The organism is Spirosoma litoris, assembly GCF_054776755.1.
The window spans coordinates 56212-79479 of record NZ_BAAHBI010000052.1 but is presented as its reverse complement, the minus strand read 5'-3'; the positions used below and the strand labels follow the sequence as shown (position 1 = coordinate 79479).

At 45.6% G+C, this 23268-nt stretch carries 23 protein-coding genes; 10 read left to right on the top strand and 13 right to left on the bottom strand.

What is annotated here, in order from left to right:
• Positions 1-17: 17 nt before the first annotated feature.
• The 4 genes from ACYVGR_RS28240 to ACYVGR_RS28225 form a co-directional block, all read right to left on the bottom strand.
• Positions 18-677 carry a sugar transferase gene (locus ACYVGR_RS28240; protein ID WP_460963142.1) on the bottom strand — a complete coding sequence of 220 codons (660 nt, stop codon included), beginning with the start codon at positions 675-677 and terminating at the stop codon, positions 18-20.
• 11 nt (positions 678-688) lie between these two features.
• Positions 689-3037 (bottom strand): GumC family protein, encoded by a 2349-nt coding sequence (locus ACYVGR_RS28235; RefSeq protein ID WP_460963140.1) that lies wholly within the window; start codon positions 3035-3037, stop codon positions 689-691.
• A gap of 17 nt (positions 3038-3054) precedes the next feature.
• A complete protein-coding gene (locus ACYVGR_RS28230; RefSeq protein WP_460963138.1) occupies positions 3055-3825 on the bottom strand; it encodes a polysaccharide biosynthesis/export family protein in 771 nt (256 codons plus the stop codon).
• Between the two features lie 768 nt (positions 3826-4593).
• Complete coding sequence (locus ACYVGR_RS28225) at positions 4594-5049, bottom strand: hypothetical protein (protein ID WP_460963136.1); 456 nt, start codon at positions 5047-5049, stop codon at positions 4594-4596.
• A 123-nt stretch (positions 5050-5172) separates the two neighbouring features.
• On the opposite strand from ACYVGR_RS28225, the gene ACYVGR_RS28220 reads away from it, so the two are divergent.
• From ACYVGR_RS28220 to ACYVGR_RS28210, 3 genes are all read left to right on the top strand, one after another.
• On the top strand, positions 5173-6822 hold the full coding sequence (locus ACYVGR_RS28220) for a T9SS type A sorting domain-containing protein (RefSeq protein ID WP_460963134.1): 1650 nt from the start codon (positions 5173-5175) through the stop codon (positions 6820-6822).
• A 235-nt stretch (positions 6823-7057) separates the two neighbouring features.
• Complete coding sequence (locus tag ACYVGR_RS28215) at positions 7058-9094, top strand: thioredoxin domain-containing protein (protein ID WP_460963132.1); 2037 nt, start codon at positions 7058-7060, stop codon at positions 9092-9094.
• A gap of 220 nt (positions 9095-9314) precedes the next feature.
• Positions 9315-10199 carry a hypothetical protein gene (locus tag ACYVGR_RS28210; RefSeq protein WP_460963130.1) on the top strand — a complete coding sequence of 295 codons (885 nt, stop codon included), beginning with the start codon at positions 9315-9317 and terminating at the stop codon, positions 10197-10199.
• Positions 10200-10283: 84 nt separating this feature from the next.
• On the opposite strand, the gene ACYVGR_RS28205 is transcribed toward ACYVGR_RS28210, so the two are convergent.
• A complete protein-coding gene (locus tag ACYVGR_RS28205; protein WP_460963128.1) occupies positions 10284-10706 on the bottom strand; it encodes a secondary thiamine-phosphate synthase enzyme YjbQ in 423 nt (140 codons plus the stop codon).
• A gap of 87 nt (positions 10707-10793) precedes the next feature.
• Between ACYVGR_RS28205 and ACYVGR_RS28200 the strand changes: the two genes are divergently transcribed.
• A complete protein-coding gene (locus ACYVGR_RS28200; RefSeq protein ID WP_460963126.1) occupies positions 10794-11651 on the top strand; it encodes a toxin-antitoxin system YwqK family antitoxin in 858 nt (285 codons plus the stop codon).
• Here the strand turns inward: ACYVGR_RS28200 and ACYVGR_RS28195 are convergent.
• The 8 genes from ACYVGR_RS28195 to ruvC all read right to left on the bottom strand — a co-directional run bounded on the left by ACYVGR_RS28195 (position 11639) and on the right by ruvC (position 17180).
• Positions 11639-12385, bottom strand: coding sequence for a pirin family protein (locus tag ACYVGR_RS28195; RefSeq protein ID WP_460963124.1), 747 nt, complete (start codon positions 12383-12385; stop codon positions 11639-11641). The genes ACYVGR_RS28200 and ACYVGR_RS28195 overlap by 13 nt on opposite strands.
• A 6-nt stretch (positions 12386-12391) precedes the next feature.
• Entirely contained in the window at positions 12392-12919 is a 528-nt protein-coding gene (locus tag ACYVGR_RS28190) for a hypothetical protein (protein WP_460963122.1), read from the bottom strand.
• A 152-nt stretch (positions 12920-13071) separates the two neighbouring features.
• Positions 13072-13830 carry a dioxygenase family protein gene (locus ACYVGR_RS28185; protein ID WP_460963120.1) on the bottom strand — a complete coding sequence of 253 codons (759 nt, stop codon included), beginning with the start codon at positions 13828-13830 and terminating at the stop codon, positions 13072-13074.
• Between the two features lie 118 nt (positions 13831-13948).
• A complete protein-coding gene (locus ACYVGR_RS28180; RefSeq protein WP_460963118.1) occupies positions 13949-14692 on the bottom strand; it encodes a LytR/AlgR family response regulator transcription factor in 744 nt (247 codons plus the stop codon).
• Entirely contained in the window at positions 14689-15801 is a 1113-nt protein-coding gene (locus tag ACYVGR_RS28175; protein WP_460963116.1) for a histidine kinase, read from the bottom strand. Before ACYVGR_RS28175 ends, ACYVGR_RS28180 begins: the two co-directional genes overlap by 4 nt.
• Before the next feature lie 128 nt (positions 15802-15929).
• Positions 15930-16097, bottom strand: a complete 168-nt coding sequence (locus ACYVGR_RS28170; protein WP_460963242.1) for a Txe/YoeB family addiction module toxin — start codon at positions 16095-16097, stop codon at positions 15930-15932.
• Between the two features lie 174 nt (positions 16098-16271).
• A complete protein-coding gene (locus ACYVGR_RS28165) occupies positions 16272-16529 on the bottom strand; it encodes a hypothetical protein (RefSeq protein ID WP_460963114.1) in 258 nt (85 codons plus the stop codon).
• Between the two features lie 60 nt (positions 16530-16589).
• Positions 16590-17180 (bottom strand): crossover junction endodeoxyribonuclease RuvC, encoded by a 591-nt coding sequence (gene ruvC, locus ACYVGR_RS28160; protein WP_460963112.1) that lies wholly within the window; start codon positions 17178-17180, stop codon positions 16590-16592.
• A 47-nt stretch (positions 17181-17227) separates the two neighbouring features.
• Here ruvC and ACYVGR_RS28155 point away from each other — a divergent pair, with 47 nt between their 5' ends.
• From ACYVGR_RS28155 to ACYVGR_RS28130, 6 genes are all read left to right on the top strand, one after another.
• Positions 17228-18214, top strand: a complete 987-nt coding sequence (locus tag ACYVGR_RS28155) for a lysylphosphatidylglycerol synthase domain-containing protein (RefSeq protein WP_460963240.1) — start codon at positions 17228-17230, stop codon at positions 18212-18214.
• Between the two features lie 86 nt (positions 18215-18300).
• Positions 18301-19431, top strand: a complete 1131-nt coding sequence (locus tag ACYVGR_RS28150) for a glycosyltransferase family 2 protein (RefSeq protein WP_460963110.1) — start codon at positions 18301-18303, stop codon at positions 19429-19431.
• Between the two features lie 76 nt (positions 19432-19507).
• On the top strand, positions 19508-20155 hold the full coding sequence (locus ACYVGR_RS28145; protein WP_460963108.1) for a polysaccharide deacetylase family protein: 648 nt from the start codon (positions 19508-19510) through the stop codon (positions 20153-20155).
• Entirely contained in the window at positions 20142-21158 is a 1017-nt protein-coding gene (locus ACYVGR_RS28140) for a glycosyltransferase family 2 protein (RefSeq protein WP_460963106.1), read from the top strand. Before ACYVGR_RS28145 ends, ACYVGR_RS28140 begins: the two co-directional genes overlap by 14 nt.
• Before the next feature lie 77 nt (positions 21159-21235).
• The gene (locus ACYVGR_RS28135) at positions 21236-22045 is read left to right on the top strand and encodes a TatD family hydrolase (protein WP_460963104.1); all 810 of its coding nucleotides are present in this window, start codon (positions 21236-21238) and stop codon (positions 22043-22045) included.
• Positions 22046-22120: 75 nt separating this feature from the next.
• Positions 22121-23221 (top strand): asparaginase, encoded by a 1101-nt coding sequence (locus ACYVGR_RS28130; protein ID WP_460963102.1) that lies wholly within the window; start codon positions 22121-22123, stop codon positions 23219-23221.
• The last annotated feature ends 47 nt before the right edge of the window (positions 23222-23268 follow it).

The following is a 23268-nucleotide window of genomic DNA, read 5'->3' as shown; positions in this document are numbered from 1 at the left end:
ACGTTGATTAATGAAGGTTAAAAAGCATCGGTATTACTAGAGAACATGGCTACCAGTGTTCGTAGGCAAATGAATGTGTCAAGCATAAATGACGCTTTCTGAATATAGAATAGATCGTAGCCAACCCGGTGTTTCATCATCAGGTTGTAACTAATACTACCCCGGCAACCTCGTATTTGTGCTAAGCCCGTAATACCAGGGCGAATGCCGTAACGAAGGGGATAATTGGGTAATGCATACCAATATTCGGCGTCAAGATTCAGAGGGTGAGGACGTGGCCCAACCAAGCTCATATCGCCCATCAACACGTTTAAAAATTGCGGTAGTTCATCCAAATTTGTCCGACGAAGAATGCGCCCAAGTGGTGTTACGCGAGGGTCATTTTTTGCTGCTGGCAAAAAAGCATCTTTCGATGTATACATCGTTCGGAATTTGAAGCATCGGAACGGCTGCCCATTTCGACCGGAGCGAAGTTGTACAAAAATGACTGGTCCAGGCGACGTAAGCACAATAGCTATTCCGATAAGTGGAATTAACCAGCTTAAAAAAAGGATAGTAATCAGACTACTCATTACCAGGTCGAATACCCGTTTCGTAGAATAACGAACCAAATACGTTGCCAGAAGCTGTGCTTTACGTTGCTCAACCTCCTGGGATTTAACTGCCTCGGAGACCATAGTTGCCGGTTTTAGTTTAGGTTGAATCGACTGAGAAACGTCTTCTTTTTCAGGGCTTTTTTGTCCTGATACAACTTGCTTTTGTAGCTACCATAGCTGTAATAGCTAGAGGCATCGTTTTGAACAGCGTTGAGTATAACATTGAGTTTATTGAACCGCTTCTCCCGATAAAGGGACTCCAGCATTTTCAGGCAGTTTTTGGGTGTTACGTCATGGCGGACGATGTAAAGAGTGGCATCGGCATGATTGGCAATCAGTTGCGCGTCGGTGACCAGGCCAACTGGCGGGGCATCGATCAGAATATAATCAAAGTGTTTTCGAAGCTCAAGAATGAGCTGTTGTAGCCGTGCTCCCGCCAGAATTTCTGATGGATTGGGTGGCAAAGCACCACTGGTAATGATGAAATAGTTCGGTTTATCCGGTAATGCCGAAACAACCTGGGCTAGCGTTGTTTCGCCCGAAAGGTACTCGCTTAGGCCGGGTGCATCGGGTAAATTAAGCTGTTGACGAAGCCGGGGTTTCCGAAGATCCATTTCCAGAATTACCGTTCGCATCCCAACCAAAGCCAGGCTAGCGCCCAGGTTCAACGATATAAAAGATTTCCCTTCTCCCTCAATGCTGGACGTGAACAATAGAACCTGGCTACTGTCCTGATTGCTGCGCAGATAGTTTAGATTAGTCCGTAGCATGCGGATCTGTTCCGCAATGACGGTGTTACTTCGGTTCGCAACTACAACGGCTTCAGTCTGCTTTTTCTTTATAATCTCGCCCAGGATAGGGACGTGCGTACCTTCTTCGACATCGGAGCGATGCATAACCCGATTATTGGCTAGATCATATACGGCTAGAAAAACAGCTGGTAGCGCCAGACCTGCCAGAGCAAACAGCAGATAAAATAACGGTTGGTTTGGCTTAATTGGCTTTTCGTCCGTAAGTGCGGCATCAATTACGCGGGAGTCCGAGATAGCCGATGCGTATGAAACGGCCGTTTCTTCCCGCTTTCGGAGCAAATAGGTATACAGGTCGTTCTTGATGGCCTGCTGCCGGGTAATGTTCAACAGAATACGTTCTTTGGCTGGAATCGTTTTAATGACACTCTCTATTTTTCGGTTATTCGCTAGATATTGCTGCCGGGTTCCTGACAGAATTTCCCGCATCGTGCCAATATTTTCTGAAATATTGGATTTAACCGTTCGGAGCTGACTAGTAACCGTTTGCAGCAGTGGGTTTTGTTCAGATGTGGTCCGCAGTAACTGATCGCGCTGTGCTTCCAGTTTCATGAACATTTCGACCAGGCCCAGCAAGGTGGGGTCATTTAAACCGATGGTTGCGGGTGTACCACTCCGGTTAGAAGGCTGACTGTTAACATACTGCTGAATGTCGTCCAGCGCATTGAGTTGAATAGTTACCTGGTTCAGTTCAGTATCGTTTTGCTGTGCGCTTTCCAGGAACCCTTTCGCCTGAATGCCTAAATCAGTAATTCCCTCCGATGACTTGTAGTTTTCAACTCCCTTTTCAACCGTCTGTAATTCACCTGATACCAGTTGCAATCGATCGTCGATAAAATTTAGCGTATTTGAGGCAACTCGATTCTTATCCAGTACAGAGGCCTTCGTGTATAAATCAATCAGCCGGTTCAGAATCGCTTCTCCTTTGTCGGGGACGCCCGTTTCAATGGATAGCATAATTACAGTAGATGCCTTACTGGTGGGCTCTGCTTTTAATACGCGCAGAAAATTATTCGCGGTCTGGTTGCGAGGTGACACCTGAATGAGCAATGGCTTAGTCGTAGCAGAAACGGCCTGCCTGGGAAAGAATCGCAGGCGCCCCATAGGCGTTTGTATACTGGTATTAAGAAAATACAGTTTACCATCGACTTTAATAGAATTGGCGTCGATAAACTGAACCGTAAATGGCTTTTTCTGATAAAGAGCGCTGGTGGGTTGTTCAATAATAAGCCGAATAGGAGCCTGCTGGAATATTTCCCGCCGACCGTAAGGCGTATCGTGATAATAGGTTACGTCGAGTCCTAGTTCTCGCACAACCTGATTCATCAGGGTGTGCGATTTGAACACTTCAATTTCGTTCTCGACTATTTTTTTTGGTGCGAAAATCTCAAGGTCTTTCAGAATATTATCTGAATCGAGCCCTTTCTTCTCGTCCTTGATTAACAAACTGCTCTGGCTGAGATAGATAGGCTGCTTAAACTGTAAGAAAAAATAAGCGGCTACTAACATCAGCCCACTCGTTAGTAAAAACCAATACCAGTGGCGGGCATAACGAAGCAACGTGGCTCGAAAGTTGCTATCGGCATCCATTACCTGGTAAGGCACATAAGAATAAGTAGATGTATTAGACATAGCGCGAGTGCATTGACTTAACTTCGAGTGAGTAAAATGGCGATGAACGACAAGGCACTGAGGACAGTTGGGACAATCAGGTAAAAGCGGTCGGCATTGGCTACGCGCGCTTTGCCCGGCTCGACATACACAATATCATTAGGGTGCAAATAGTAATAAGGGGAGCGGAAGAGATCGCGCTGCGTTAAATCGATTCGGGTAAACGTCTTTTTTCCACTCTCTTCCCGAATAACTAGTACATTGTCCCGACGCCCATAAATAGTAGCATCTCCTGCCAGACCTATCGCTTCAATTAAGGTGACCTGATCATTGGGAATCGTGAAAAGAGCGGGTCGATTTACCTCCCCAAGTACCGAAATACGAAAGTTCAGATTTCTGATATTAACGGTTGGTTCTTTCAGAAAAGGGATCAACTTCTTTTTAATCAGCGCATTACATTCGCTTATAGTCAGGTTGGAAACAGTAAGACGGCCAACAAGAGGTAATTCAATTTCGCCTGATGGAGTTACCAGATAGCCAGCCATTTCGGGTAAACCACTAGTATTGGTCTGTTGCTGGGTGCGTACACTAGCTGCGCTGGTAGGTGTATATGGATTAAAGTAGACACTAGCCTCTGGGTTAAGGCTACTGACTTGAATAGATAAAACATCGCCTGGTTGTATTTGTGGTATGTAAGCGTCCGCTAGTTGGACACTACCTCGTGTCCCGACATTGTCTTGAAAATAGACAACTTGCTTAGACGATACACAGCCTATCAAATGCACTAAAAATCCCCAGAGGGTGAGCATTCTGACAACACGAAGAGCTGGTAGACTAAGACTAGTCCAACCGTTCAAATAGGGTACTATTCTATTGTGGTAGAAATCCATAAACAGGTCAAAAAACCGAGATTTTATGCCGTCCTAAGACAAGACTTGGGCAGACTAAATCAGGCTCATTCTGTTTGGCTAATTATCCGTAAAAAATACGTCAAACAGCCAGTTTGAGAAAAGAGATTTTGATAGTTAATAAGCTATTTTTAGCAAAATTTATACCAATAAATATCTATCTATGAATAATTGTGTATTTAATAATAAACTTGCGCTGCGCTCTACGGTATAGTAGCTCTTAGACGTTGTTTGGCCGCATAGTCACTGGCAACCCGAATCAAGATTAGTACTCGTCCAATTTAGATTCTATAGATTCTCGGGGCCGCCCGCGCGGTTGATTCTACATTTCTGATTATCAGTACAATAGAACCGAAAGGATCTATAAAAACATTTAGAATCTATTTTGCCAAAGGAATAGGTAAATTCAGTCGAGTTGGACAATATAGTTGGACGCGAATCTGAACAGTTTTGTGGGCTAGAGAGGATTCATCTTACGATCAATGAAAAACAGGGTATAAAAGAAAATGCACCTCCCTTAATTTCTTAAAAGAGGTGCATTGTAAAGGAATTATATTGATTTCGATTAATGCCTATTTGGAGTTAACGATAGAGTATAAACGTAAATTTTTAGGTTGACAATTCTCGCTTATGGTTGTCGGTCTGTTTTGCCGCTAATGTGGCGAGTACTTATAACGTAGGATCGAACTCCAGATTGATATCGGCGTCTTTTCCATCGACTGGAGCCCGCTGGCGAAGGATAAGCTTGCTCTTGGTCAATTGAACAATGGGGAAGTTACCTTTAAAGCCCGATACATCTACATCGATCGATAAGTTGTCAGCCGCTAATTTCCAGGTGCCGCCATTGACAACCGAATTGGATTGCTTTGGATCAAGCGCTCGTACAGTACCATCGTTTCGAAACTGCATATTGAGGTCATAGAGTACCTGAGTAGCCAGGTTTAGGCGACTTTTGTTAATGGCCTGCCCATCGGGAGTTGATACCTGAACGGTGCGCCAGTTGTTGGCAACCAGTAAGTCGGTTTGTGAGGATTGGGTAGGAGTGGGGTTGTTGCTATCGGTAGAGCAGTGGGTCAGTGTAAGCAACAGCATGGTACATACCATCAAAAATCGGAGTGTATTCATAACGAGATAAAGTCGTTTTAGTAGACCTATTTAACGAAATAACGAGCGGTGTTTGCCAATTCGTTTAGCAACCGGGTCATTTTACGCCCCTAAAATTCACTAGTTTTGGCGAAATTTCAATCCATGCGCGTCTCATTTGGCATTTTTGTCTGGCTTATTGGATGTTGGCTACGTTTTTGCTCAACGGCCAACGCCCAGGAGTGTGCTGCTCCGCTCAGCTTCACACCGGTTAGCCAACCTAACCAGATTGAGTGGAGTAAGTTTCCCGATTTTACGCTGCCATTTCCGGTCATATACGGAGGTCCTCGCTTTACCGATGTACAGGCAAGCCCGCTACGACATGGATTTAGCCATTTGGTGGATATTAAAGATAGCGAGTACGGTTCACTGGTACAGGCGAAGCAACGAGCCTTGGTGTATTACGGATTTGCAGACGGATTAGGTCAGCCGTGGGAGACGATCGAAAGCCCCTGGTCGAATGATTTGACTGCCTATCGGGCCAAATGGGATCGTTTTTTGTCGGATCTGGCAGGTGGGCAGAAAAATGCGGCTGGTATGTACGTTCTTCCTTTAAATCGATTGGCTTTAGATATTGAACGTTTTCAGGAAACTGATACCCGAATCCTGAAAATTAAAACCGATTCGCGGGTTCCTGAAGCCTATCGTAACCTGTCTGATGCTGACTTTGTGGCGGCTTATAAAAAAGCGATGCGTAATCTCTACACCGAAGGCGTGCGGTATGTACGCCAACACGCCGATCTTTCGGGAGTTAGTGTGAGCAGTTATGCCGATACCCCCGTCTTAAGCTTAAACACGTACCTGAATGTCCCCACCTTCACCTGGACCGATTGGACGACTAACTTAAGTCGAACCAATTACATGGTGCAGGATTCACTTGGGCGTGGTATTGGAGGTCCTTATTATGACCAACTCGACGCTTTGTCGCCCTCGGCTTATTACTATTACGACTACCCGAATCCGTTGGCGAAAGATTACCTGGCCTATCTATTGTTTCAGGTTGAAGTAAACCGGGCCTGGAGTACAAAGCCCGTCGTGCCCTGGGTCTGGATGCGGTATCACGATGATGGCTCAAGCAGTGCCCTAAACTTCATTCAGCCGTTCATGGCCGAAGCGACCGCTATTTTTCCCTTCTTTTCAGGCGCAGCGGGCTTGTGGCTCTGGGAAAACCCGACACTGGCATCAACACGTACGGATATCTACGCAGCTTACGAGCATTTTACGCACGGACTCTATCGCCTGTCTCGCTTTGCCGATATGTTTCAGGGGCCGTATGAGCTGGTAATTGAAACACCCGCACGAGACCTGATGGATAAGCAACTGCCCGTTTGGCGAGGTGTCGTGAAGGATACTAAAATCCTGATTGCTGCGCAAAACCCGTATGCGTCCGATGGCGCGAAAACCAGCCTGACAGTTCGTTACAAATCCTGGCAGCGCGTTATTGAATTAACCGGTACGGAAGTGTACCTATGCCGATTTGATATAGGGACAGTAACAGGAATAGAACCTGCATTTGCCGACCTTAGGGTGTCCCCAAACCCGGCCCAAACTACCTTAACGGTGTCGTTTGGAAGCCTGCCTACGGTTGCTACCGACCTGATTTTATTAAACACAACTGGCCAGTCCGTCGTTAGGAGAGGGGTTAACAGTGTTAAGGAGGTTATTGACGTAGCTGCTTTGCCTGCCGGATTATATGTTCTCCGGATTCAAAACGAAATCGGAAGTCAGACGAAAAAAATAATTATAAATCGATAGCTACCAGTCTTGACTATTTCTTAACACTAGTACTTTGGCAAACTAGATTCTAGGGATTCTATAGATTCTTTTGGTCCTATTGTACTAATAATCAAAGATGATAGAATCGAAAGAATCTATAGAATCCCTAGAATCTAGTTGGTCAAGCACTAGCTCCGATTAAAGCAGGACTAGGGTTTAACGAAGCCTGACCATTTCTGACTGTTGCCTGACGACTATTGACTACTTACTGATTATGCCCAATCAACTCCAATACGAAACAAGCCCTTATTTACTTCAGCACGCCGAAAACCCAGTTGACTGGTACCCCTGGGGCGAAGAAGCACTCAATAAAGCCATTGCCGAAGACAAGCCGATTCTGGTTAGCATCGGCTATTCGGCTTGCCATTGGTGTCATGTGATGGAGCGGGAGTCCTTTGAGAAAGAAGATGTGGCCGAGGTAATGAATCAGAATTTCGTCTGCATTAAAGTTGACCGGGAAGAACGACCGGATGTTGACGCTATCTATATGGATGCGGTGCAGGCAATGGGCGTGCAAGGTGGTTGGCCACTTAACGTCTTTCTAATGCCAGATGCCAAGCCCTTTTACGGATTGACCTATCTACCCAAAAAGAATTGGGTCAATTTACTCGATAGTATTCGGTCTGCTTTTGCGGAACATCGGCAGGATTTAACGCAGTCAGCAGAGGGCTTTGCCCGAGAGCTGAACCTGACCGATGCCGAGCGCTATGGACTGACCCAAAATGATCCTTTGTTTGCCTCCGAAACGATCGATGTGCTGTATCGGAAAGTGGCGGTGAAAGCGGATGATGAAAAAGGAGGTATGCGTCGGGCACCGAAGTTCCCGATGCCAAGTATCTGGCGATTCCTGTTACGCTATTATAAGGCGACCGGCAATGAGGCAGCTCTTTATCAGGTGAAACTGACACTTGATCGGATGGCCTTAGGTGGTATTTATGATCAGCTTGGGGGGGGGGTTGCCCGTTATTCGACAGATGGCGACTGGTTGGCGCCCCACTTTGAAAAGATGTTGTACGACAACGGTCAGCTCCTTTCTTTATATTCTGAAGCGTATAGCTTAACGAAAAGCCCACTCTATAAACATGTGGTTTATCAGACCATTGGCTTTGCACAACGGGAGTTGCTTAGCCCGGAAGGCGGTTTCTATTCGGCTTTGGATGCCGATAGTGAAGGAGTAGAGGGTAAATTTTACACCTTTACCACGCCGGAGTTAAAGGAAATACTAGGGCCAGATTATGACTGGTTCGCAGAATTATACAGCATAAACGACAACGGGAACTGGGAACATACGAATATTCTGCACCGGACTAAGTCGGACGAAGCGTTTGCTGAGCGTATGGGATGGTCGTTAGCCGACCTGAACGTTCGGCTGGATGCCACACATATCCGACTACTGCAAGTGCGAGATACGCGCATACGACCTGGGCTGGACGACAAAATTCTGTGTTCGTGGAATGGGCTGATGCTAAAAGGGTTAGCAACCGCTTACCGTGTTTTTGGTGAGCCGGAATTTTTGACGCTCGCCCTTCGGCTGGCTTACTTTTTATTGAAAAAGATGCAGGATAGTCGAAATGGACGGCTTTGGCATACCTACAAATTGGGCCGTGCCCGTCAGGCTGGTTTCCTGGACGACTACGCTGCGGTCATCGATGGATTACTGGCCCTCTATCAGGCTACCTTTACCGAGAGCTGGCTTTCCGAAGCTGATCAGCTAACGAAATACGTATTAGCTAACTTTAGCGACACATCTGTCGATGAGCTAACTGGGCCGGAAGTCCTTTTTTTCTTTACCGACAAAAATGGAGAAGAACTGATTGCCCGTCGAAAAGAGTTGTTCGACAATGTCATACCATCATCCAACTCAATGATGGCCGAAAACCTGTATACGCTAAGCCTGTTACTCGATCGGCCTGAATATGCCGAACGGGCCGATCAGATGTTAGGACGGATGCAACCGCTTGTGCAACAAAATGCCGATTACCTCACCAACTGGGCTGCTCAGTTTGCCCTGCGTTCACGACCTACTGCTGAAATTGCGATTGTTGGCCCCAAAGCAGATCAGTTTAGAGCCGAACTTGATGCGGAGTTTTACCCGAACAAAGTCCTAAGTGGTACATCAGAAAAAAGTAATCTGCCTTTATTAGAACAACGAGATCTGATAAACGGGGAAACGGCGATTTATGTCTGCTACAACCGTGCCTGCCAGCTGCCCGTAACTAGCACAGAGGGAGTGTGGCAGCTACTCCATTAAGTTGCGACTCGTTATGGTTGTTATTACATATCTTGCGTGCTTGATCTGTATTTTGTCCAATAAAATATTGAAATTGATTAGAAATTAAATACCTTCACCGCAGATTAGCATAGTCTAAATCAACTGAGCGGTACCGTTTTATAGCATTGATAAACAGTGGTTTAGTTGATGTAGCATTAAGTGTATAACTTGAACCATACTAGTTTATCACTATAATCCTATGAATACTACACGTTTACTGCAAAGCTTGTGTGTGCTGCTCCTTTTTGTGGGCTTTTTTGGGTGTAAGGATCATCTAACTCCAGCAATTGCACCCGGAGATAGTCGACTTCGGATAAAAACGATAACTCAGGATGGAGGTAATAATACAGCTAAGGTGAGTGCATTTAAATACGATGCACAAGGACGTCTTAGTCTGATTATTGGATACCAGGCTCCTGATAGTAGTACAACTTCTGTAGAGAACACAGTTTTCCAATATGATGGTCAAAGTCGGCTTACGCAGGCAGTACACTCGGTAGTTAGGCGTGGATCAACTACTGAAACTTACATGTTTTCGTACAATTCAGCCGGGCAACTGTCGGAATTGCTGAACTCACCATCCACCTATATTATCGGCCTTCAATATAATGCCGCTAATCAGGTCTCAACCTATACTAAAGCAATTGCAGTAGGCGGTCTGGTGTCCAGCGGAGGTGGTTCGTTTACCTTTACAGGAAGTAACCTGACCTCGTCCTCTGAAAAATTTACGGTAAGACGTATAGGTGAGCCATCGACTTTCCCGCCAGTGTATGGTAGATCGGTAAACACCAACTATACATTCGACGATAAAATAAATCCGTTTTATGGCGTATTTGTCATTCCTGCCCCAGGTGTATTTCTTCCTTTTACAGGATCGGGAGTACTTGGCCCCTTTTACACTTATTACGGTGGAATTGATAACTCGTTGAATCTGAGTCAGAATAATATAACCTCGGCCGTAACAGGTAGTACTACGACCTTCTATTCGTACACGTACAATGCTAACAATTTACCAACCAAGCGTATCACGACTACCGGTGGTAATGTAGTTGAGACGTTAACTTTTGATTATGAAGGCTACTAAACGCATAACTCTCAACTTAGCGATTGATTAATAGATATACATAGAAAATGGCGAATGGTTTTACAAAAAAACATTCGCCATTTTCTATTCTCCCCAAGCCGTCATGACCAGCGTTCGTCGGCCGCCATCATTGCGGTGCTCGCCCAGATAAATACCCTGCCATGTACCTAAATTTAGTCGCCCGTTTGTAATTGGAATGGTTACCGAATGGCCAAGCATGGCGGCTTTTAGATGGGCAGGCATATCGTCGGAGCCTTCGTAATCATGCTGAAAGTAAGGTTCATTTTCAGGGACGGCCTTATTGAAAAAACGCTCAAAGTCACCCCGAACGGTTGGGTCCGCATTTTCGTTAATGGTCAAACTAGCTGATGTATGTTGAATAAACACATGCAACAGGCCAACCCGAATCCGTTGAAGATCAGTAAATTCCCGCTCAATAAGTCGGGTGATCAGATGAAAGCCACGAGCGTAAGCGGGTAAGTGAAGGGTGCGTTGGTAGACGGCCATAATGGAAAGTTAATGGTGCACTATTGGAAGAATAACTATCTTAGGCACTGATCAGTTGTCATTGCGTAAAGCTTATATAGTTGTGAAATGAGGATTATGCTCAACGAGAAGTATTGGCTCAATGGCCTAAGCTTCCTGATGTTTTGGTTCGCAGGCCAATCGGTATGGGCACAGGCAGATTCTGTTCATACTGGACTCGCTTATTCAGTTCGTCATGAGTTTGCTGACTACAATGAAGAAATCTTGTACTTTGGAAAACATAACCAGTACTTTACTGTTCGGATTTACCGGAAAAATGGCATACTATTCCGAACCGATTCCTACACTTTATTGCCCAAAACGCTCGCTAACGGCTTTCAGCTGGATAGTATAAGCCGGATAATTCATCACGGGCCTACCAAAATTATGTATCCTTCCGGCCAGTTATACATAAACTGTGAATATAAGGAGGATGTGCTAAATGGGCCCTTCATGGCTTTTTATGAAGATGGCACTATTAAGCGCAAAGAGTTTTATAAGAGTGGGCGCCTTACCAAGAGTAAGTGTTATACGCTGGATGGCGTAGAGCAACAATGCGAACCGTTTTACCAACCAGCGAAGTTTTTGGGTAAACCCAAAGATTTACAGAACTACTTGGGCCAAAAATTGGCAACCGTACTGGATGGAGAGCGGGTAAGACGAGTTAATGCTTCGCTGACAATCAATGAAATAGGTCAGGTTATTCGGGTTAGCGTCTCTGTTTATACCGCTCCCTATTATGAGTCGCAGGTGCCCGCTGTTGGCAGTTATGTCCAGCAGGTAATTCGAAATATGCCCGAGTGGACTCCCGAAAAATTAAACTGGAAACCTGCTATCAATGATGGAGAAGCCACCTCATCAACCTGCGTTTTGTCGATTTTCCGAACAACTTCAGGCGTACAATGCTACATGAGTTATCGGCTGTAAGTGCCTCTAATTCTGCTATTCATCGGGACTTCCAATAATAAGAGGAGGGCTTCATTGGATAAAGCCTCAAAATCAACTTCACCGTTTCGTATAGACGATAACGCGAGTCCGTCGCGTTCATGAAGAAGCCGATTTTGTACTTCGAATGCACCGTTTAAAACAAACACGAAGACGCCATTTTCCGCTTTTCTTGTCTGATAAACGGCTTCTTCCCGGCCAGTATAGCTGCCAATAGACCCAAAATGCTGGCAATGGTTAGCCTGATCGTCGGTATTAATGGCCACTAGAGGAAGGAGCTGGTTTTTGTTGGTCAGGTCAAAATTTGTTTGGTGGCTAGTGGGCATAAACTCGTTGGATTTGTCTGTTAGCCAGATCTGTATAAAATTAATAAGCTCCGTTTCGTATGGATTGCTGACCTCGTATCTCATACCAGCCGCCAGCGACAAAATCTGAACCTGCCCCGCTTCCAGAAATCCAGTCGCCAGACTGCTTTTGTATTCAAGACCACCAACCACCGGAAGCAGCATGACGGTTGTGTTTTCTTCAACCTGCATACCAATAGTACTGCCAGCCTTTAACGTATCGTCGTTTAGGAGTTTCAGGGCGCCAAACGGTTCTCTGTGTTCGCTCACATAACTACCAAAATTAAATCCGTGAAAACTTCGAAAATGCTCGATTTGGGAGCAACCTCGCTGATCGGCCAGGTATAGCTGAGCCTGTGTTTGGTTATCCATAGAAGCTTAATTGGCTAAGTTGGCCTGTTGATACGACGAAATGCTCAGATACGGTTGTAGCGCAACGAAGTGTGTTTCTACGTCGCTGCCGGCTTGTAATGCTTCCCGTTGATCCCCGTAAGCAATGAGTAACCGATCATGAACGGTGTCGATCCAGGTGAGCGGTTCGCTGTAAAATACAATGGCTATTCTGTGTGCATCTTTCGTCTGAACATGCGACTGGATAATCTCAAACTTGAATTGCGTAAAGGGAAGACACAGTTTTCCGGAACTGTTTGCAATGTCAGGGATGATCTGATTCAACTGCCGGATATACCCAATAGCCGCTCTACTGGTCAACTGATGGAGTTTATCGGCGTTGGGAACATGATCAAGTAACTCCTGAAAAGTGCTGTATTTAGCTTCCTGGTTATAATACTGTGCCTGCATGTAAAACTCCATGTAGGTATCCTCAAAAACGAATTTATCCCAGGGCTTCTGAGACGTAACATCGATAATTTTCCGATAACTCAGACGAATGATCCCTTTACTCATAAAAGTGAATTGTAAGACAAGTTCTTTTTTTGACAGGATTAACAGGATTTGCTGAGTTATTGACAAAATAAATCCTGGAAATCCTGTTAATCCTGTCAAAAAACATTTTATGATATAAGAGTGTGTGTCGTACCGCGCAATTCGTAGATCATTTAAGCGCTTACTACAATCGTATGGGTAAGTGTATACCCACCCGATATACTTCCCGAAACGGTCGCTAATTCGGTTGTAAAGCCATCCGAAAATACGTTGTCCGATTCGTTCTTGGTATCCTGAACGCCTTTCGTGTACCCATATGACTGAGCGGTTGTATAAACAATGGTTGTAATGTCGTAGGGGAACGCAATCTGTGTCACGAGCAACGACTTTCCGGCTGAGTTATAAATATGTACGTGAACGTGCGGAGCCCGACCCGCATACCATCCTGGGAAAATAGACGTGAACGAGACTAACCCATTGCTATCGGTTGTTTGTCGGCCACGCAGGAAGTCGACAGTCGTAAAATTAACGCTTTGCATCCCCGTTCCACCGTATTCCGAATAATAGCCGTCTTTATCGCAATGCCAGACGTCAACTAGCGCGCCAGCCAAAGCAGCACAGCTATTATTCGCGTTTTTGATCGTGATATTCATGGTAAACGCTACGCCTGTTCGCCCATCCGTGATATCTTTTCGGACGAAATTAGCAGGAACTTTAGTGGGGAAAGGCCCTTCGGTTTCGGTAGGTGTAACGCTACAATTGCTTGATGAACTCCCATTGGTCGAGCCTGTTGATGTGCTGGTACTCGAACTCGTTGTTGTGGTCGACGCCGGATCAATGGTTGAGGATGAGCAGCTTCCAACAAGCGGTGCAACGGCAGCGATGCCTAATAAACTACCAAAACCACGTTTCAAAAACTCTTTGCGTTCCATACTGTAGGATTAAATAGGAAGTTGATTTATACCAGCTAGTACGCAGCGATTCTCTTTAATGTTGCTCTGTTCGTGGGGTTTGCGGTAAACAGTCCATTTGTGTCGGTAAACAAAAGGTTTATTGTCCGAGCCGGTTTAGTAAGTCGGTTTCATAGCTGGCACCAATCGGAATCTCCCGGCCTTCCAGTAAAATAGTTTTATTTCGCACAGCTTCTATGCGTTGTAAGGGAACGATATAGGAACGATGAACCCGGCTGAACCGATCGCTGGGGAGCCGTTCCAGCATCGCTTTCATGGTCATTCGAGCAACAATAGGTCTGTTCGTGGCACCCTTTTCGGATTGAAAGTGGATTTTTAAATAATCGTCTAAACCTTCAATGAATAAAATATCGGCCAGTAAAATCTTGTGTAGGGTGTAATCGGCCCGGACGTAAATGTAGGCTTCGTTGACCTTATCGGAATGTTGCTGCCAGCGGTAGAAATCAGCGGCTTTATTCGTGGCCTGTAAAAAACGTTCGAACGTAAAGGGCTTTAACAGATAATCGATCGCATTCAGTGTGAAGCCTTCTACAGCATATTCCGCGTAGGCCGTAGTGAAAATAACCATGCGATTGGCCGGTATAGTGAGTGACGACCGATCTCCCGAAGCCGAACCAATAGTCTTGTAAAAGTCAATGCCCGACATCGACGGCATGTTGATGTCTAGAAACAGTAGATCGACGGGAAATTGCTCGATATACCGCAAGGCTTCATTGGTACGCGTAAAGGTTTTTTGCAGATCGATAAAGTCTACTTGCTGGCAGAAGTGGGTGAGCACCCGTAAAGCGGGCGGTTCGTCGTCCAGGGCAATGGCACGTATCATGAGAGGGTAATGGATAAATCGATTGTAAAACGGTCCGGTTTGTCATTGATAATCAGGTGATGTCGCTCGGGGTAGAGGATTTGTAAACGAGCCTGCGTATTGGCCAGCCCAATGCCACTAGCAACCGCCGTTGGCTGAAAAACACGTACTTTCTTATTGGCTACGAAACAATGAAGTTCGTCGCCTTTAAGGAAAATCGAAATGTCAATAGTTGATGGCTCTTCCGGACTGACACCGTATTTGAATGCGTTTTCGATGAACGAAATCAGGAGCAGGGGCACAATCTGCTTATCATTGGCATGACCTTCAATTGTAAAATTAATCTGTGCAGTATCGCCTAGCCGCAGCTTTTGGAGGGCAATATATTGATCAATATAATCTAGCTCGTTTCGGAGTGAAACCAGATTTTTCTGGGATTCTTGAATCACGTATCGTAAAAACGAAGATAGTTTAACAATGGCATCGGCCGTTGGGGGCGATTCGACAATGGCCAACGAATAAATGCTGTTGAGCGTATTGAACAGAAAGTGGGGGTTAATCTGCGCTTTGAGGTAAGAAAGTTCGGTCTGAATTTTTTCCTGTTCGGTTTCCCGCCATCGATTATTCACGCGGATAGCCAGCGCCAGCAGAAAGCCAACCAACGTCAGAAAAAACGTCTGACTAAGCTCCGAAGGTAAATTGGATCGTTCAGGACCTGGATTTGGAAACCCCTCTGGCGGGAAAGGGGGGCGATCACCATGAGGGAAGGGTGGGGGAGGTCGGCGTTCCATACGTTCGCCAGGAGGAGGTTCTGGTTGTCGGACAGATGAACCCAATCCTTGTTTGTTGATCACGACAAGCGCACTTTCAATCAACAAAAAGCAGCCTAATGAAGCTAATGCGTAGAGAACATAGCTTCGGTGAAAAAACAGCTTTGGAATCAGGATGTAGTAGTTCGCATAGAAAAAAGCAATCGTTAGTACATACGAAACCAGGTTGCGTTGCTCATGCGGATTTCGAGGGAGTTCGGCCAGCTTCGCCAATCCATTCGACGCAAAAATATAGGGTAAGGCCAGAAAGGTGAGGCAACCAAGGACATGAATGGCGATGGTCGAAAGCCGATTATTCATGCAGGGAAATTACTCCTCAATCGGCTAACTCGGTTGGTCTGTAGCCAGAATTGTGGCCAGCAGGCAAAATGTGTCGGTGAATAGATGGAATAATGAGGTATTTTTAGCGAGAGAGATTTACGATCAAATTACTTATCGCCATAATGGCCTTTAACCGAACTAATTAAAATATCTCCGTTTTGATCGATTTTGTAGATAAGCCTATGCTCATCTGTAATTCTTCGAGACCACCAACCAGATAGATTTCCTTTTAGTGGTTCTGGTTTACCAATCCCTTCAAATGGATGGCGTCGAATATCACGAATAATTTAATATATGCGCTTAAAAATAGATTTATTGTAAATCGCCCAGTCTGCATAATCATCAAACGGGTCTTGTTCAAAAATAATGTTTCTCATCGGGCTAGTTAAAATGGGTCTGGCAGAAGTCGGATGGTTTATTTTTACTCAACACATTACTGCCAATATTTCTCATTTAAGTAAATTGAGTGAGAAATCATCAAACTGCTCGTCTGTCATGACGACCCGATTGCGTCCAGCTTCGAGATTTTGGGCTGCATTTTCCACGCGCGTGATATATTCTGCAGCTGTTTCGGGTTGAGTTAAATTGAAATCAGTTGTAGAAGTGATTGTAATTTGCAATTCACGGGCATTTTTAAAGAGTCTCTTAATTGAGTCCAAAAACTCGCTATCTAACTCGTCTTTACGAATAGTGAAAGTCGTTTCCATAAATATGTATTTTATGAGATTATATTTTGTCTATAAATAACACAATATATTTTTAGGTATTTACAATATGCGCTCTGAATTCTCGCTGACGAAGGCACCCCAGGCACCTTTTTTCGTTTTTTTACCGGGAGCCACAGGCAAAGCATTTTCGTGAAAATGATGGCAAATGGCAATGGCCAGTGCATCAGTAGCGTCGAAGAATTGAGGGTCCAGGTTTTCTTTCAGCAAATGACTGACCATTTGTGATACCTGATCTTTAGAGGCATTTCCATTACCCGTTACCGACTGCTTAATTCGGCGGGGAGCATACTCAACAATTGGGATATTGCGGGACAAGGCAGCGGCCATCACAACGCCCTGTGCTCGCCCAAGTTTAAGCATAGCCTGCACATTTTTCCCGAAAAATGGATCTTCAATGGCCATCTCGTCGGGGTGGTATTCGTCGACCAACCGGAGAATGGTTTCGTACAGTTTCTGAAGCTTCAACTGGTATGTACTATATTTGGTCAATTGAACCACGCCATACTGCATCATGTGCATGACGCCCGCTTTTACCGAAATGATGCCGTAACCAGCAACTTGGGTTCCTGGATCGACACCGAGAATAATTTTTTCTTTGGTAAGGGTAGATGAAATCGGTGCTGTAATCATGAACTGGGCGTTGGGCTCTTGTACAAAGTAACGTGTTCTCCTACGTATTGTCGCTGAAACCGAATAAAAAAATCGTCTTTTGGGCTAAAGTTGTCGTTTTTTCGGGGCTACTGGCCTACATCGCTCATGTTGTTCGGCAGCAACCCTTCAATTGGGAACTAGTAAAAACGCAATTCCGAACGGTTGGCCATCCCGAACAATGGGTGCTCGGGTTACTCTTTTTGACGCCTATAAACTGGGGATTTGAAGCGATCAAATGGCAGATTTTGCTCCACCGCGTTGAAAAAACGTCCTTTTGGCAGGCTTATCAGGGAGTCCTGACGGGTGTTTCTTTAGGCTTTGCCTTGCCCGCACAATTAGGCGATACGGCTGGACGTGTATTATCCGTGCGTACCCATCGGGCCGAGGCAATCGGGGCGTCATTGGTATCTGGGGGGATGCAATTTTACGTAGCCCTGGTATTCGGAACACTAGCCTGGGCGCAACATCTGGAAATCGTACCTGAACGAAATACGCCATCGGGAAAAAGCTTACTCATTGGCCTGAGTATACTATCGTTCGGCGGGGTCGGTTTTGGATTAGTGCGTCGCCGACTGGTTCAATGGCTTTCGTCGCGACGTTCGTTAGCGCGCTTTGCGACCTATTGGAAGGTGGCTGGCCTATACACAAACGCCGAGATTGGATTAGCCCTAGGCATGGCCTCCTTGCGATATGTCATTTTTTCGATGCAGTTTTACTGCGCCTTGCAACTGGTGGGCATTGTATTACCCATCCCCGTAGCTGCTTCAGGCATTGGATTGGTATTTCTGGTGAAAACAGTTACGCCTGCCTTTAATTTACTGAGTGATTTGGGTGTTCGGGAAGCTGCTGCATTATGGGTTTTTTCTCCCTTCGGACAAGCAAGTGGTGTGGTAACAGCCCCTGTATTACTCACAGCAACGCTAGCACTCTGGTTGGTAAATATTCTGACGCCCGTATTAGTGGGCTTGATCTGGGTGTGGAAACTGAAAATTAGCCGGTACGGAAATCAATGAACAATGGATAATTTACAATGAATAATGGATAATGCTGGCTATCGGTAATTATGCATTGTACATTATCCATTACATAGGTAACGTTAATGACATTCTTTTTACTTACAGTTAGTCTACTCTATGCGTTATTTACGCTTACGCTATGGGTTGCCTGGTTACGAATTCCGAGTGTTCTACCTCAACCTATAGAAACAGACGCCACAACGCTGCCTTTTATAACTGTCGTCATTCCAGTTCGTAACGAAGCGAAGCATATTGAAAATCTGCTTGCCGATCTTAACTGGCAATCATACCGGCACTTTGAGGTGATTGTTGCTGATGATTCATCGACCGATGCGACACTCTCAATTGTCCAGCAATATGCTCAGCGAGCCTCTTTTACTCTGCGGCCACTTGCTTTAGCCAATGAGAAAACGGCATCTCCCAAAAAACGAGCCATTACGCAAAGTATCAGGCTGGCGGCAGGTGATCTGATTGTTACAACAGATGGCGATTGCCGGGTTGGTCCTAATTGGTTGAAGGCAATAGCCTCTTTTTATCAGCAAACTGGCGCTCGATTGATTTCGGGACCGGTAACCTTTACAACCGAACAAGGCATTTTTGACTCCTTACAAACCGTAGAGTTTTCGAGCCTAATTGGAACCGGAGCCTGCACCCTATCGCTGGGTTTTCCGACCATGTGCAACGGAGCCAATCTGTGTTACGTAAAGGAAATATTTACCGAAGTAGGTGGTTTTGCAGGTGTTGATCATCTGGCCTCCGGCGATGATGAGTTTCTGATGCATAAGATTGCTGCCCGCTATCCGGATGGCGTTCGGTTTTTGAAAAGTGAAGAGGCTATTGTTCGCACACAACCCCACCGGTCGTTGCGGGCATTTTATAATCAGCGGAAACGATGGGCGAGCAAATGGCGTGCCTACGAGAGTTATCTGCCTTCGTTGCTGGCCATTTTCGTTTTTCTAAGTAATAGCGTTCCTGTGGTAGCCATAGTGGGCTGGTTAGCTGGATTTTTAAACGGAAATACGGCTCTTGTAGTTGTAGGATTAAAAGCAGTACCTGAGTTTTTGTTTTTACGACAGATTCTTGTTTTTTTACAAAAAAAAATATCAGTCAGGGTTATTCCGCTGACGCAATTGATTTACCCATTGTACGTTATTTTCTTCGGGTTAGCTGCCCAGGGAAAAGGGTATGTCTGGAAAGACCGCAAGTTAAGTTGAACTGGTTTGGTTTATAGTTTACGGTTCGTCATGAATCCACTAACTGTAGACCGTAAACTATAAACCGTAAACTATTTTGTCTTTTTTTCTGCATAAGTCAAACTTTCTACTTCGAACTGTCTATCCTGAATGCTGGTGGAAGATTGAAGACGAAGCCGAACCGACAATCTATCTGACGTTCGACGATGGACCTATTCCAGAGGTCACAGAGTTTGTGCTGGGGCAATTGGATAAATTCTCGGCTCAGGCAACGTTTTTCTGCATCGGCGACAACGTTCGTAAGCACCGGGATATGCTTTACAAAGTACTTGAAGCGGGGCATATGGTCGGCAATCATACGTTTAACCATCTGAATGGGTGGAAAACAGATGACTCGGTTTATCTGGAAAATATCCAAAAATGCCAGGAGCACTTAGGGGTTGAAACGTCGCTATTTCGCCCACCCTACGGGCGTATTAAAAAGACGCAGGCCGCTCAGGTTATGGAAAATTATTCCATCGTTATGTGGGATGTCCTTACGGGTGATTTCGACCGTAATCTGCCTGCTGAGGTATGCTTAAAAAAAACAATTCAATACACCAAACCCGGTTCTATTGTGGTGTTTCATGATAGCCTGAAGGCCTGGCCTACTATGCGAAAAGTGTTGCCCCGAATGCTGGCTCATTTTTCGGAACGAGGCTATTCGTTCCGGGCTGTTCCCCAACCTGTTTATGCTGGATATTAGCCAGCCAGTATCAAATCGACCGTCAAGTAGTATCCTGATTGCCGCTCGTAATGAAGAGGTAACGATTCAGGAGTGTCTTTCGGCGATTGATCAACTTAAGTTTAGGCCCGGTACCGTTGAGGTGTTGATTGGCGATGATCAATCTACCGATCAAACGGCCGAACGCGTGATACTCTTTACTGACAATCAGCCTGATTTTCGCTTAATCTCTATTACACAAACCGTTCCTGGATTAGCGGGAAAGGCGAATGTGTTAGCTCAGTTGGTGCGCCAGACACAGGGAGAAATCTTGTTTTTTACCGATGCTGACACGCAGGTTCCCCCGAGCTGGCTTGCCGAAATGAGCCGACAGTTTAACGGAAATGTAGGCGTCGTTACTGGCGTTACCTTACCCGAAGGCCCACGACTATTTCATAAACTGCAAAAAATCGACTGGCTCTATAATTTGACGCTGACCCATTTAGTGAGTAGTGTGGGGATTCCCATTACGGCAATGGGCAACAATATGGCCGTGAGTCGGCAAGCGTACGATGCCGTTGGAGGATATGAGTCGATACCATTCTCGGTAACGGAAGATTACGCGCTCTTTCAGGCCATCATTCGGCAAGGCTATGGATTCCGAAATTTACTGGATGAGCGGGTTTTGGCTCATACTAAGCCTGTTGAGACTATTTCAGCTCTCCTGCAGCAGCGTAAACGATGGATGCGGGGTGCAACTAGTTTACCAATCTGGATGGTTAGCCTGTTATACCTGCAATACCTGGTCGCTCCACTGTTAGTCGGGCTGGCTTTTGTGGCCCCCGTGTTGGCTTTAGGCCTGTATCTGGTCAAATTGTTCATCCAAACGACGGTACTTTCGTTTGGATTAAGTCGCCTAAAGCAAACCAAGTTGTGGCCGTATGCGTTGCTTTTTGAAATTTACCAACTCATCGTCGGGCCAATATCGGTCGTCTTCTACCTGTTACCCACGACGATTGAGTGGAAAGGACGAACCTATAATTAGCTGATTGCCAAGAATCGTTAGGGGATGCGTATCCTCAAACTTGTGCCTCTTGACTATCAGCTGACAACTTACTTCCAATGATTTTAATTGATACCCACGCTCATATTTATGATCAGCAGTTTGCTAACGAGCAAAAAGAGATGCTTGAGCGGGCCGAGATGCAACAGATTAGCCAAATCTGGATGCCAAACTGTGCTACTGAAACAATACCTGGTATGATGGACCTTGCTGGCCAATACCCCGATCGTTGTTTGCCCATGATGGGTTTGCACCCGGCTTACGTGAATGATACGTTCGAGCAGGAGCTTGCCGTTGTTAATGAGCAGCTGAATAAAACGGCCTTTATGGCCGTTGGCGAAATTGGGCTGGACTTCTACTGGGACATGACCTACGTAGATCAGCAGTTTGTGGCGTTCGAAACCCAATTGCGCTGGGCTTCCGAACAGAACTTGCCGGTTTCGATGCATACCCGATCTGGACATGAACGGAACGCCTTTACCGAAGCCGCCGATTTGATTGAAAAGTTAGCCTTTCCAAACTTGACGGGTATTTTTCACTGCTTTGTTGGTACCCTTGATGAAGCCAACCGGGCCATTGAGTTAGGCTTTAAGCTAGGCATTGGGGGAGTAGCTACCTTCAAAAATGGAGGACTCGATAAGGTGCTTCCTCATATTAGTTTAGAACACCTCGTTCTGGAAACCGACGCGCCTTATCTGGCTCCTGTTCCCCATCGCGGAAAACGCAACGAACCTGCTTACATTCGACTCATTGCCCAGCGAATTGCCAACCTCAAGCAAGTACACATTGATGATGTTGCCCGGCATACAACCGCTAATGCCCTATCGTTATTGCCTGCTTTATATGCCAATTTGCTTCCTGGCAATTAGTAAGGCATACCTTAAAATGAAACCACAATTACTCCAGTTCCAGTAGGAGCAACCTTCGATTATCCAGTTTTGCGCATGAATTATAGAACCATTCACATTAATCCAACCTCGGTCAAAAGCTCCTGTTCGTCTGTATTGGTCATTTATACTGGCGGTACATTTGGGATGGTTTATGATACAAAAGCCAGCCAGCTTGTTCCATTCGATTTTGAGCGAGTACTTGACCGTTTACCTGAACTCAATCGGCTTGACTTTGATATAACGCTGTTGACCCTGCCCGAGATTATTGACTCGTCGAATATGAAGCCCGATGTATGGGTTGAATTGGCGCGTATTATTCAGGCAAACTATGATCTGTACACGAGCTTTGTGATTCTACATGGTACCGATACGATGGCCTATACGGCATCGGCGTTGAGTTATATGCTGGTTGGTCTTAACAAACCCGTTATTTTAACGGGTGCCCAACTGCCAATTGGGGTAGCCCGAAGCGATGCCCGCGAAAATTTCATTACGGCCCTCGAAATTGCTGCCGCCATTGATACGGATGCTGACGGGAATCATTTCCCGGTTGTATCGGAGGTGTGTGTATATTTTAACTCCCTGCTGCTACGTGGTAATCGATCCACAAAGCGGGAAAGTGTTCAATTTAACGCCTTTGCCTCGGAAAATTACCCTCACCTGGCTACAGCTGGCGTTCGTATTGACTATAATCGCCCATTCATCCGTGCTTACCAGCCCGACCAGTCGCTTACCATAAGAACTGCACTGGATTCGAACGTAACGATTCTGAAGCTCTTTCCAGGCATTACACAGGCGGTCGTTGAATCGATTGTGAACATCCCAAACTTGCGCGGAATAGTACTTGAAACCTTCGGGGCAGGTAATGCTCCTACCGATAGCTGGTTTTTGGATACCCTCAGAGAAGCGATTGATCGGGGAGTATTGGTCTTTAATGTGTCGCAATGCGAAGGTGGGCGTGTTACACAAGGGCAGTACCAAACCAGCAAGCAACTTCTGCAAATTGGCGTGGTCAGTGGCGCTGATATTACGACCGAAGCCGCGATTACTAAGCTTATGGTGTTACTCGGTCGCGAAAGTGACCGTGGACTAGCTGCGTCAATCCGTTTACGAACCCTTCTGGCTGAACCGATTAGTGGCGAAATGAGCGAATAGGTAATTTTTTTGCGGCTTATATATTGCGTTTTTACAATCAATCCTAC